Below are 12,226 nucleotides of genomic sequence, written 5' to 3'. Positions count from 1 at the left end.
AGTCGCTCCTGCCGCTTCGTCAGCTACGCGTGTGCCTCGTCCGGTGTGCCGCCGGTGTCCGCGGCGGGTGCCGCGGCCGTCCGACGTGATCGGGTTCGTGTGCCCCAGCGTTCGAGCGGGGGGCCGGCGGCTCCCAGAGTGGCGAAGAACGCGCCGAGGAGCAGCCAGCCCGTCGTGCCCAGTCCGAGTACGACGGTGGTGAGAAGGGCGGGGGCGAGCGCCTGGCCTGCGCTGAAGCCCATTCCGAGGAGCCCTTGGTACTGGCCTTGGGCGTGGTCCGGTGCCAGGCCGAAGCCGAGGGCGAAGCCGGCCGAGGATTCCCAGATCTCGCCGAGGCTGTGGACGAGGATCGCCGCGACCACGAGGCCTGCGGCCGCCCACACGGGGGTGTGCGCGGACAGGGCCATCATCGGGCAGCTGACGAGGAAGAGCAGTCCTGCCGTGCGGAACGCCCTGCCGCCGTCCTGAGGCGTTTCGATGCGGGAGCCGATTCTGGCCTGCAACAGGACGCAGACCCCGGAGTTGATCGCGGACACCGCGGCCACGGTCCAGCGCGGTGCGTCGGTGTGTTCCGAGATCCAGATCGGGAGGAGGAGGGAGACCACCGGGTACTGGAGCCCCATCGCACCGTGGAGGGCCGTGAAGGTGACGAACGGGCGGTCGGTGAGGGCGATCCAGCGGCGCTCCTGCGACGGTGGCGCCGCCAGCGCGCGGTAGTGAGGGAGCAGGAACAGCAGGAGGGCGCAGAGCGCGAAGCTGGCCGCGTTGCCGAGGATCAGCACGGTGTAGGCGGTACGGGAGTTCGCCGCGACCGCGAATCCGGCCCCGACGGTTCCCAGGACGACGCCCAGGTTGACGTACGTGCGGAGCTTCGCCCTGAACATCGCTGGGCGGTCGGGGCCGACCCGGACGACGAGGGCGCCCCAGGCCGCGCCGCCGGCGGCCGCCGCCAGCTGGTCGACGGTGGCGATGACCGTGAGGGCGGTCCAGCTCTCGACCAGCACGAGCGCGGACATCGCCACGGCCTGGACCGCCAGGGCGAGCATCATGATCGTGCGCGGGCCGTGCCGGTCGGCCAGGTGGCCTCCCGGTATCCCCGCGATCAGCCTATGGGAGAGCGGCCAGGTCCCTGAGGACCTGGCCGCTCTCCCGCTCGTGCAGGGGCGACAGGATTTGAACCTGCGACATGCGGGTTTGGAGTCCGCTGCTCTGGCCGGGCTGAGCTACGCCCCTTCGGTGGAAGGAGCTTGGCACCTGGATCGATCTTGGCGCCACTGGATTTGGCGACCATACGATGAAGTGGTTTTCGGCGGCGTACGGCGGTCCGGCCGTGGGGAGGTTCCGGCCATGCCCTTCACCGCCCAGCACCCCGAACACGGAAGGCTGGACGCCACCCAGCCCGATCTGGGGTGCGGAGTGGGCTGGGAGGACATCCACCGGGCGCGGGCTCCGCTGTCCTGCGCGGCCTGTGAGGGCCGGATGGTCGCCCGTACGTCGGTTCTGGGGCTCCGGCACTTCGCCCACCGGCGGCGCACGCCCGACTGTCCCATGGCGGGCGAGAGCGTCGGACACCTGCTGCTCAAGTCGGACCTCGCCTCTGCAGGACGGGCCGCCGGCTGGGACGTACTCCTGGAGGCCGCCGCGCCCCACGGCGCCTGGCGGGCCGATGTACTCGCCGTATCTCCGGACGGCCTTCGGTACGCGCTGGAGGCCCAGCTCTCGCCGATCACCGAGGACGCCGTGCGCGAGCGCACCGAGCGGTACGCGGCCGACGGAGTGGACGTGTGCTGGTTCGACGACCGCGAGCGCACCCGGCCGTGGATGGCGGCTGTTCCGTCCTTGCACGTCACGAGCCCCGACGGGGGGCCGCGGACGGTGCGCGGTGTGATCGCCCGATACTCGGCCGGTGGCGGCTGGCAGGCGGTCGAGGCCGTCGCGCTGAACGAGGCGGTGGCCTGGGTCCTCGACGGACGCCTGGCCCAGCACGAGGAACGGATCGTCTACGGACCGGGCGAACCCTGGGAGGCCTATCGGGGCCGGTTCTGGACCGCGCCCCACTACGCGGCCGCCGCGCAGGAGGAGTCCGCGCGCCGGATTGCGGAGCGGGAGGCGGAGGACGTTCGCCGCCGTCAGGCCCAGGCCGCGAAGGAGGAGAGGGCGGCGGCGTACGAGCGATTCTGGACCCGGACGGGGATCGGATCCGCGTGGTGGCGGAGCTTCGAGGCGATCGTGCGGGGCGCGCTCGGGCACGACACGTTCTTCGGCACGCCCTCCGCCGCGTACGGGGACGGCCGACCGCTGTACGTGAAGCGGGACGGCGGGGTGCGCGTCGTCGCCGTGGCGCTGCCCGCCCGGCTCGGGGAGTGGGTGGAGACGGCCCCGGTCCTCGTCGACGACGTTCCGGCCCTGCACCGGGTGGCCGACCTGGCCTTCGGCGACGTGAAGGTGTTCGTGGCGTCCCCGGTATCGGAGTCGTTCGAGTGCTGGTGGGTTCGGCCGGGTGGGGTGTACTAGCGGGCTGGGTGGGTGGAGTGGGGATGCGTGGGGTGGGGGGTGTGTGTGGTGGGTGCCGGCGGGAGGGGTTGCGTGGTGTGTCTCGGTCGTCCGGCCGCGCTGTCGGTCGGCGTCCGGCCGCGCTGTCGGTCGGCGCCCCGGGTTCGACGCCTCGGCGTCGGACCCGGGGCCGGGGAGGGTGACGCGGGCTGCGTCAGCCCTGTGCCTTGCGGCGGCGCGTGACCAGCAGGATCGCTCCGCCGATCGCGCCCAGCACAGCGGCCCCGATCGCGTACGGCGCGAACTGGCCCGCGCCCGTCGTCGCGAGCGAGCCGTCGTCCTTGCCACCCGTCGGGGGTGTCGTGGGCTGCCCGGGCGTCGACTCGGAGGGGGCGGGCGTCGGAGTGGACGGTGCGGGGGTCTCGGTGGACGGGGCAGACGGGGTGGACGTGCCCGGCTCCGTCGGGGGTGTGGTCTCGGCGCCGGGCTGCGACGGGGTGGAGGTGGGCTGGGAGGGCCCGGGCTGCTCAGGCGTCTCGTCCGGGCTCTCCGGCGCGGTCGGCTTGGGCTTGCACGCGAACTTCGAGGAGCCGGTCCAGGGGTAGTTGTGGCTCTCGTTGCCCGTGCCGTGCGTGCGGATGTCGCCGCCGACGTAGACACGGCCGTTGGTGCTGGCGGTCAGGTCCGCGGTCGCCTTGGGCGCGAGGATCGAACCCATGAAGTTGCCCCCGCCGCCCAGGCTGATCGAGCCGGACTCCTCGAAGTTGTAGAGGATCCGCGAGGCCGCTTCGCCGAAGCGCGGGGAGTCGTACGTGTCCGCCCGGTCGCCGTTGAACCCGACCGACAGGGGTGCGATGCCGACCGCCTGGCCGCCCGTCACGTTGATCAGGACGGCGTCTCCTTCGGGGATCGACCGGAAGTCGAAGGCCGAAGCCCCGTCGATGTCCTTGGCGGAGATCTCGAAGACCTGCGGGCCGGCCGCGTCGCCGCCGCCCTCGAAGGTCACGGTGCCGCCCGAGCGGACGCTCCTGCCGGTGGGCTTCAGCGCTCCGAGCGCGACCGACTCTCCTCTGACCGTGTCGCCGAACGTGTCGTACGGGCTCAGGGCCTCCCGCACGCCCATGCCGGTGGTCAGGGCCCCGCCGTTCGTCACCAGCGAGCCCTTCTCGTCGACCTCCCCGCCGACCCGGACCGCGCCGCCGTAGCGCGGGCCCGCCGTGAGGCCGTGGCCCACGTCGACGGTGGTCCCCTTGGCGATCTTCAGGTTGCCGCCGACCGACAGCATCACCGAGCCCGACTCGGGCAGGATGCCCGAACCGGCACCGACCCGGCCCACGTTGAACACTCCTCCGGACTCCTTGGCGAAGGTGGCATCGCCCCGGACGACCAGCAGGCCCTCCGCCTCGGCCGTCGCGCCGTCGGCGGTGTAGTCGCCGCCCGCGTACAGAGCCACGTTGGCGTCGGTGAAGCGGGGGTTGTGGCCGATCCCGGGCTCCTTGCCGGGAGCCGGGCACGACGGGGACTGCCCGGTCGTGGGGGTGAGGGGCGCGGCGAGCGCGACTCCCGGGGCCGAGAGGCCGAGGAGGAGGCCGAGTGCCACTGCTCCACGCACCCGCGTGGCCGTGGTTCCGGTGATCGTTTTGGGCATGGCTGTGCCGTTCTCTGGTGGTGGGGAGGGTGAGGGGTGGAGACGGGTGGAGACGGGTGGGGGCTGGGGGGGGCTGGGGGGCTAGGGGTGAGGTTTGGGGGTGGTGAGGGGTGCGGGGTGGACGGTGGAGGGTGCGGCGCGGTGGGTGGTGGGTGGAGCGGCGTGGTGGGTCAGTCGTCCCAGTGCCAGTCGTCGCGGTCGCCCCAGTCGTCCCGGTCGTCGTGGTCCTCGCGGTCGTCCCGGTCGGTCTCCGCTCGGAGCGCCGCTCGGGTCAGTGGGCCGTAGACGCCCCACTTCTCCGGGATGTTGCGGGCGGCCTGGTAGCGGCTGAGGGCCACCTCCACCGCCTCGCCGAACATCCCGTCCGCCACCCCGAGGTACAGGTACAGCTGTTGGAGTCGGCGCTGGAGGTCCTCGACCTCCGGGCCGGTGCTGCCGAGCCGGAGGAGTCCCTCGTCCGGCTGCTCGGGCCGCTGGGAACCACGGGTCGGCGACCGCTTCGGCTCGTGCGTGGTCGGGGGCGTGGTTGTGGACGTGGGCGGCGGCTGCCGGGAGGGGCGGCCGGAGGGCGGAGCCGATGTCGTCGGGGCCGCGAGCGCCGTGGTCCGGGTGGAAGTCCGCCGGGTGGTCGTCGGCTTCGTGGCCGGGGGTGTCGTGGCCGGCGGCTCGGTCTCCGGGGTCGCGCTGGGCGACGGGAGGTCGGGCATCGTGAGGGTCACGCTGTCCGGGGACGTCCTGTGCAGGCCCGAGGTGAGACCGACCGTCAGCCCGATCCCGGCCGCGAGAGCGCCTGAGAGCAGGAGCGGGAGCGACATGCCGACCTGTCTCTCGCGGCTCGGTTTCCTCGGCGCCCTGCGCGACCGGGACGACTTGCGTACGTACCGGGGCTTCCCCGCCTTGTGACGCCCGTGAGAGCCGGTCTCCCCCGTGGCCTTCGGCACGCTCAGCGTGGAGTCGAAGAGCTCGACGTCCTGCTCTCGCGCGCCCGGGCCGTCGCCGCCGAGCCCCGCGACCTTTCCGAAGACACGGTTGCCCTGAGCGGGGGGCGGCGCCGTTTCACGGGCGCCGGAGGTGACTGCTGTGGTCAGGGCAGTCCTGTCGCGCATCAAGTGCTCCAGATGAGGTGAAACCGTGGTCGATACGGCGAGATCGCGAAGATGCGGGGTGGAACCGAGGAGAATTTGACCGACGTTCAAGGCGGGCGTCAACTGCGGTGAAATCGCTTGAAAAGGTGACACTCGCGACGTTGATTCTTAAACAACACTTAATAAGTGACGCGCGTCACGTTCGCGAGGCATTCGGAGCGCCTCCTCATGTCGCATTGAGCGCAAAGGAGTTGAATTTTCCTGCCGTTCCCTCAGCTTTTTGACCGTCCGAGCCCTCGTCTCCCCGCCGCACGGGGAACCGGCGTCGGAGCGTGACACACCCCGCTGTCGCCACACCTCCCGCCGCGTCACAGCTCCCGAGCCCAGCCACCCACCTCGGGTCGCCCGCCGCCCGCCGCCGGCGGTCCGGTACGCGGGCAAGGCTGTCCCGCCGGGGGCGCGTGCGTCATCATGGCGTTCGCGGAATTCCTAGGGGGAAGCTCTGTTGAGCGGTCGTAGCCGTGTCGTGCGTGCCGTGACGGGGACATTCGGCGGGTGCGCGCCGGGGCGGTCGGCGGCCGTCCTGTTCCTGCTCCTCATGCTGCTGCTCGCCGCCGCGCCACCGGCGACGTCCGCCCCGGTGGCTTCCGCCCCGGTGGACGACTGCCGGTCCACGAAGCTCGCCACGGCACGCGTCAGCACCTGGGTGCTGCTGGAGCACGGGAACCGTACGTCCACGAAGGTGCGGTCCGAGCTGCGCGTGGAGGTGCCCGCCGCCTGGCCCTTCGCCAGGAACCTGTTACTGAGTGAGGAAAGCCCCGAGTACATCCGGGCGATGGCCTGCATCACCCGTCCGCAGGTCGGTCAGCACCGGCTCTGGTCCGAGTGGCGCGACGGCCCGCCCGAGGTGACGGCGGAGAAGGACGGCGGTGTGACGGTCGTCGACCGGACACACACCTGGGTCAATGTGCAGGACACCGTCCACGCCGGCGTCTGGAGGGTGCGCGCGGCCGATGACCGGTGGACGATCGGGCTCGACGTGCCCCGCGCCCTCGCCGGCGCGCGCTGGACCGAGATCAAGGTGGACCCCGGCGGCCCGGGCGCCGAGACCGCGACGCCGATGCCCGACGGGGGCGAGGGCGCCACGGCACTGCTGTGGCATCCGGCGCCGGCGCCGACCAAGAAGCCGGCGGCCAAGAAGCCGACGAAGGGTACGGCCACCAAGAAGCCGGCGGTCGAGAAAGGGACCGCCGACACGGGGACCGCCGACAAAGGGACTGACGACAAGGAGCCCGCCGACAAGGAGACTGCGGAGAAGGGAAAGCAGAAGGCAGCGGCGAAGGCGCCCGCGACCAAGCCCGTCCCTGCGGTGTCCGTACGGCTCAAGCCTTCCTGGCAGCGCTCCTTGGGCGCCCGGGACAATCGCCCGCTCGTCGCGCTCCTCGACCGCAGCGGCTACATCGTCTCCGGCGTCGTCACCAGTGCCCTTCTGCTCTACGGGGTGGTCCTCTACCGTCGGCGGTCGACGGCTCCCACGGCCCGGCAGGACCGCACGCTGCGGAACCTCGCCCAGTGGGCTGTGGCGTCCTTCTTCCTCAGCCTGCTGATCGACGGCAGAGCGGTGCTCACGCAGTACGGGGAGGAGCTGCGCGACGGCGCCTTCTGGCAGAACGATCTGGCCCTCCGTGACCACGGCTTCGCCCTCGCCTTCGTGGCCGTGCTGCTCGCCTCGGCGCGACCGACCCGTCGGGTCTGGGCGGCGCTCGGCTGCCTCACGGTGCCGCCCTTGCTGGTGGCGGCGGTGCCCGGCACGTTCGAGCTGCGGAGCGAGGCGCTCCTCGGGGCGTCCGGTCTCGCGCTCGCGGCCGAGACGACCGCGTCCGTCTGCCTCTTCGCCCTGTGCTCGCTCGCGTGGGCCGCCGCCGCCTGGCGCCTGGCGACGGACGGAGGCCTGCTGCCCGGGAGTCGCCGCTTCCCCGGGAACGACCGGGTCCTGAGACTCCGCGTCGCCGGTCCGGCCGTCCTCGCCTGGACCATCCTCGTATCGGCCTTCTTCACCCTCACCGAGGAACGCGCCTGGCAACGGGCTTCCTGGCTGAGCGACCGCTCCGTCCCCCAGTACGGTCGCGACCACTGGAACAACTTCGTGTGGGAGTCCCTGTTCTCCGTACCCCGGGCCCAGGACTGGCTCTCCTCGTACCTGTGGCTGCTCACGGCCGTGGCGATGCTCGCCGTCCTGCGCGCCTGGCGCTCGGCGACCGCCGTGTCCCCGCTCGAAGAACCGGCCGACCGGCTGCTCTTCGTCACCTTCTTCGGAGTGGTGGTGACGCTTCCCGGCGGGTTCGTCGCCGGCTTCGGCACGATCTCCGTGCTGTGGCAGTTGCTCGGCATGCTGGCGCTGTACGGGTTCGTGGCGCCCTTCGTCGGGCGCTCCGCCCTCTCCCAGCCCCTCGAAGGCTCGGGGCGCCCACTGGCCACGGTGGCAGGCGCGGCCGGCCGGGCGACGCTCCTCGACAAGTCCCGCTCCTACCGTGAGATCCACGCGGAGCTGCGCCGCCTCGACCAGGGCATGTTCGGCGACGTGCCGCCGAAGCGCAGCAACCTCGAACGCCGCCTCAGCGACCTGCACGACCTGCCCCCGGCCCCGCCGGGGGTCGCGGACCGGCTCCCGGCGAAGATCTCCGTGGTGGACGCGGCCCTCGCACTGGGACCGAGGGACACCTGGTGGGCCAACGGCAGCCGCTGCGCCCGCCTGTCCCTGATCCCGGCGGCGCCCGCGTCCTTCCTCATGATCTGGGTCTGGCACATCCGTGGGGAGGGCTGGGCCGGGAACCTCTCCGACCAGTTCGGCGTCCCCAGCCTCCTCCTCGCGCTCGTCGGCTGGATGGCGACCTGGACCGGAGCCGCCTTCGTCCTCGGTGCCCTGTGGCGCCGGCTCCCCGGGCAGCGGGGGGCGGCGAAGGCCCTGCCGGTGACACTCGCGTTCGCGCTGCCCGCCGCGGCCGACGGGCTTGTCCTGCACTTCACGGACGAGAGCACCGCGGGCATAGCGCTCGCGGTGTCGACGATGCTCTTCGTCCTGACGGTCACCGCCATCGCAATGGACCTCGACACCTTCCGCACCGAGCGCCGCTACTGGCAGAGCCGCATGGGACTTCTGCTGTCGGTCTACCAGATGCGCTACTACTCGCTGCAGTTCGCCTATCTCATCGCGCAGATCGTCGCCATGATCAGCATCTGGCAGTTCCTCGCCGAACCCGACTCCGCTCCGCAGCCGCCGGAGCCGAAGGGGTAGGGCCCGCTCCCCGGTGCCGGGTCAGGCCGAGAAGCCGATGTTGGAGACGTACTCGTACTGACCCCACTGGGACCCGAGGTCCTGGACCACTTCGCTGACCCAGACGTCGTCCAGGCGGCTGTAATCGTGGTCCACCCAGGCCCCGACAATTCCGTCCCACCGACGCACGTTCAGATGCCGGTATTCCACGACCCTTTGGAATGGGCGAGCGACCTGGGACTGGCTCAGCGGATGGAACTCCACCCGCGTGCCACGGCCCCGCCGGTTCAATCGGCTCAAAAGGTACCGGGCCACATTATGGCGCCGCACCGTCCGATACGCGGTCTCGATGCGCTCCAGATTCTTGCGCGACGGAGAACGCTTCCCCTCGGTCCATGCCTTGAGGGTCCGGTCGGTGACGGTCAGGCCGGCCTCACGGGCCGCGTTGCGGGCGTGCTCGCTCCGGGTCAGGTAGTTGAGCCGGGCCATGAGTCCACGGCGCTGCTGGACGGGCGTCGCCACGAAACCCGCCAGATCGTCCAGCTGGCGGGCGACGAGCTCATGCCCCTTGATTCCACGCGCCCCGAACTTCCCGAACTCGTTAATCCGCTCCGGCACAACCCACCCCCTCCCCCATGCGCTGCACCATCGGCATCAGAACCTAAACGACATCACCAAAATACCAGATCAACCGGGGCCCATTCCCTGAAGGACGTGTCAGAACACCCGTACAGAAGGGGAATTCACCCGTTCCTGATCCCGGAATGTGTCGACCGCTTCAGTGAGTCATTTCCGACCGGCATCGGGCCGGGCGGATCTGCGGGAGGACCGGCGTCTGTGGGGTGGGCCGGGGCTGCGGGTGGGCCGGGGCTGCGGGAGGACCGGGGCTGCGGGAGGACCGGGGCTGCGGTCAGTGGCCGTCTAGGACAGGATTTGACCTAGTTCCTGCCTAGCGTCGGTGGTGGACGTCGACCTCAGCGAAAGGACCGCAACCATGCCTGAGCAGACCAGCGCCGCACCGGAGGGCTACACCAGCGTCGCACCCTGGGTCGTCACCGACGACACGGGGGCCTTTCTCGACTTCGTGGCCCAGGCGTTCGAAGGCGAGGAGCTCGCTCGGGTGGCGACCGAGGACGGCGCGATCGGTCACGGCGAGATCCGGGTCGGCGACACCGTCGTGCTGGCCTTCGACCGACAGGCGGACTGGCCCGCCCTGCCGAGCCTGCTGCGCGTGTTCGTCGCCGACGCCGACGAGGCGTTCTCGCGAGCCCTGGCCGCCGGCGGCCAGGTCGTCACCGCCCTGTCCGACAACGCCTTCGGACAGCGCGGCGGGCGCATCAAGGACCCCTTCGGCAACATCTGGTGGGTGACCTGCTGCGTCGAGCACCCCACCGAGGAGGAGATGTGGAAGCGGCTGCAGGAGCCCGCGTACGCCGAGGGCATGCGCGTGGCTCAGGAGACGCTCGACGCCGAGCTCAGCGGTCGAGCCCGCGGACGCAGCAGCGCACCCGTCAGGACGACCGGCTGACCCGGCACCGCGCGCCGCGCGTCGCTGCCTCACGGCCCTGGTGGGGACACGGGGATCGCGGCGGAGAGCACCGTGCCCTCACCGGGTGTCGATTCGACGGTGAGGGTGCCGCCGAGCTGCCGCGCCCGCGCACGCATCGCGGGCAGTCCGTGGCCCCGTACGCCGCCCGGCTTCTCGACCGGGTCGAAGCCCCGGCCGTCGTCGGCGATGTCGAGGACCACCTGGTCGTCGAGGTACGTGAGGGTCAGGGCGGCGGTGGTCGCATCGGCGTGTTCGCGGATGTTGGCGAGGGCGCCCTGCGCGATCCGCAGCAGCGCCGACTGGACCCGTTCGGGCAGCGCCGTGACGGGGGTGCCGTCCTGGTGGACGTGGACCCGGAGCGTGTCGGACGCCTCCCGTTCGGCGAGGGTACGCAGCGCGTCGTCGAGGGCGATGCCGTCGGCGAGGTCGGCGGGCGCCAGGTCGTGCACGAAACGGCGGGCCTCGGCGAGGTTGTGCTCGGCGATGGACTCGGCGGTACGGACATGGCGACGGGCCGCCGCCGGGTCGCTGTCCCAGAGCCGGTCGGCGGCCTGCAGCAGCATCTGCTGGCTGGACAGGCCCTGCGCCAGGGTGTCGTGGCTCTCCATGGAGAGCCGCTGGCGCTCGGCCAGGGTGCCCTCGCGGCGCTCGATCGCGGCCAGCTCCCGCCGGGTACGGATCAGGTCGGTGATGACGGCCTGCAGCCGTGCGGCTTGGCGCTGGGCGTGGAGGAACACCGCTGTGGCGAGCGCGGCGACGGTCGGCGGCCCGAGCATCAGGCTCGGGTCGAAGCCGAAACGCAGCCGCAGTTTCACCTGCGCGACCACGACGAAGGCCGTGATCAGGGTGACGAGGATGATCGCCGACCGGGTACGCAGCGAACGCATCGCGGTGTAGAAGAGCGGCACCGCGCACATGGCGAAGCTCGGCGCGAGGATCACCAGGGTGAGCCAGACCCCGATGACGGCCGCCAGCCAGAAGCCGGCGGCCGTCGTGACGGGTGGGGGTGGAAGTGGGGGTGGGGGTCGATGAGACCCGGGTGGCCTGGGTGCCCCGGGTGGCCTCGGTGTGGGTGCGGTGAGTGCGGGGGCGTTTCCTGGGCCGAGGACCGGGCCCAGTACGTACAACAGGGCCAGCGTTACGGCGAGGGCGATCACCCAGGGAGTGGCACGGGCACCGGGGTGGACGATCAGGTACCGGGTCAGTGACGAGCAGAGGAGGACGAAGAACGCCACGTGCATGACGGTCGCGAGCCAGCCGGCGTCGGGGTCGGGGTCGGCCGCCTCCCTCTCCAGCTGCGTGTCGATGGGCGACCGCTCGTTCATCCGCACCGCTCGCTCCTCCGCACCGCTCGCTCCTCGCCGCCGGCCTGATTCCGGGATCAGGCTATCCGGAATGATCTCCTCCATATCAACCGATCGGTTGACCCCCGTGTCCTCCGTCGAGGGCGCCGGGCGGAGCCTCCAGGTCGACCGTTCACGGCCCTGACCAGCACCAGGATGGAGTGCGGAGCGGGAACGCAGAGCTTCCCGGCCCCCCAGGGGGCGAGACCCAAGGAGCCGATGACCATGAAGAAGCTGTCCCTGCGCACCCGCGTCCTGACCGGAACCGTCGCTGCCGCCGCCCTCGCCGCCGGTACCTTCGGAGCCGTCTCCGCCAACGCGGCCACTCCGGCCGCGGCGCCCGCCGCCGCGGTCCGTGCCGACGCCGGGAACGGCAACCTCCAGCAGTCGACGCACCTGACGATCGAGGCCGCGACGAAGGCCGCGCGGGCCACGCTGGACGCCGCCGAGAAGGAGAACCAGCGCGTCTCCGTCGCCGTCGTCGACCGCAACGGCAACACCCTCGTCACCCTCCGCGGCGACGGCGCCGGCCCCCAGTCCTACGAGTCCGCCGAGAAGAAGGCCTACACGGCCGTCTCCTGGAACGCCCCCACCTCCGAACTCGCCAAGCGCCTCACCAACGCCCCCACCCTCAAGGACATCCCCGGCACCCTCTTCCTCGCCGGCGGAGCCCCCGTCACCGCCAAGGGCGCCCCCATCGCCGGCATCGGCGTCGCCGGCGCCCCCTCCGGCGACCTCGACGAGAAGTTCGCCCAGGCCGGCGTCGCCACCCTCACCAAGTAGGAGCCCCTCAGACACCGGCGGCACCCGTCCCCCCGTACGGGTGCCGCCGGC

At 71.7% G+C, this 12,226-nt stretch carries 9 protein-coding genes and 1 tRNA gene; 4 read left to right on the top strand and 6 right to left on the bottom strand.

Annotated features, from left to right (window positions below):
- Window positions 1–23: 23 nt before the first annotated feature.
- A complete protein-coding gene (locus tag ABT129_RS29875) occupies window positions 24–1,094 on the bottom strand; it encodes an MFS transporter (RefSeq protein WP_351907858.1) in 1,071 nt (356 codons plus the stop codon).
- Between the two features lie 64 nt (window positions 1,095–1,158).
- Window positions 1,159–1,233, bottom strand: a tRNA-Trp gene (locus tag ABT129_RS29870).
- Between the two features lie 114 nt (window positions 1,234–1,347).
- On the opposite strand from ABT129_RS29870, the gene ABT129_RS29865 reads away from it, so the two are divergent.
- Entirely contained in the window at window positions 1,348–2,514 is a 1,167-nt protein-coding gene (locus tag ABT129_RS29865) for a competence protein CoiA family protein (protein ID WP_351907801.1), read from the top strand.
- A 193-nt stretch (window positions 2,515–2,707) separates the two neighbouring features.
- On the opposite strand, the gene ABT129_RS29860 is transcribed toward ABT129_RS29865, so the two are convergent.
- A complete protein-coding gene (locus ABT129_RS29860) occupies window positions 2,708–4,141 on the bottom strand; it encodes a choice-of-anchor A family protein (RefSeq protein ID WP_351907799.1) in 1,434 nt (477 codons plus the stop codon).
- A gap of 170 nt (window positions 4,142–4,311) precedes the next feature.
- Window positions 4,312–5,247 carry a peptidoglycan-binding domain-containing protein gene (locus ABT129_RS29855; protein ID WP_351907797.1) on the bottom strand — a complete coding sequence of 312 codons (936 nt, stop codon included), beginning with the start codon at window positions 5,245–5,247 and terminating at the stop codon, window positions 4,312–4,314.
- A gap of 514 nt (window positions 5,248–5,761) precedes the next feature.
- Between ABT129_RS29855 and ABT129_RS29850 the strand changes: the two genes are divergently transcribed.
- Entirely contained in the window at window positions 5,762–8,521 is a 2,760-nt protein-coding gene (locus tag ABT129_RS29850) for a DUF6185 family protein (protein ID WP_351907795.1), read from the top strand.
- Window positions 8,522–8,542: 21 nt separating this feature from the next.
- Here the strand turns inward: ABT129_RS29850 and ABT129_RS29845 are convergent, their stop codons facing one another.
- Window positions 8,543–9,118, bottom strand: a complete 576-nt coding sequence (locus tag ABT129_RS29845) for a transcriptional regulator (RefSeq protein ID WP_351907793.1) — start codon at window positions 9,116–9,118, stop codon at window positions 8,543–8,545.
- Window positions 9,119–9,494: 376 nt separating this feature from the next.
- Between ABT129_RS29845 and ABT129_RS29840 the strand changes: the two genes are divergently transcribed.
- Complete coding sequence (locus ABT129_RS29840; RefSeq protein ID WP_351907791.1) at window positions 9,495–10,028, top strand: VOC family protein; 534 nt, start codon at window positions 9,495–9,497, stop codon at window positions 10,026–10,028.
- A gap of 29 nt (window positions 10,029–10,057) precedes the next feature.
- Here ABT129_RS29840 and ABT129_RS29835 read toward each other — a convergent pair whose 3' ends face one another.
- Entirely contained in the window at window positions 10,058–11,374 is a 1,317-nt protein-coding gene (locus ABT129_RS29835) for a sensor histidine kinase (protein WP_351907789.1), read from the bottom strand.
- 243 nt (window positions 11,375–11,617) lie between these two features.
- Here ABT129_RS29835 and ABT129_RS29830 point away from each other — a divergent pair, with 243 nt between their 5' ends.
- A complete protein-coding gene (locus tag ABT129_RS29830; RefSeq protein WP_351907787.1) occupies window positions 11,618–12,175 on the top strand; it encodes a GlcG/HbpS family heme-binding protein in 558 nt (185 codons plus the stop codon).
- Window positions 12,176–12,226 lie beyond the last annotated feature (51 nt).

It is taken from the genome of Streptomyces sp. NPDC002057 (genome assembly GCF_040296665.1).
Taxonomy (GTDB): Bacteria; Actinomycetota; Actinomycetes; order Streptomycetales; family Streptomycetaceae; genus Streptomyces.
The sequence above is the reverse complement of the archived record's forward strand: the minus strand, read 5'-3'. Positions and strand labels throughout refer to the sequence as shown.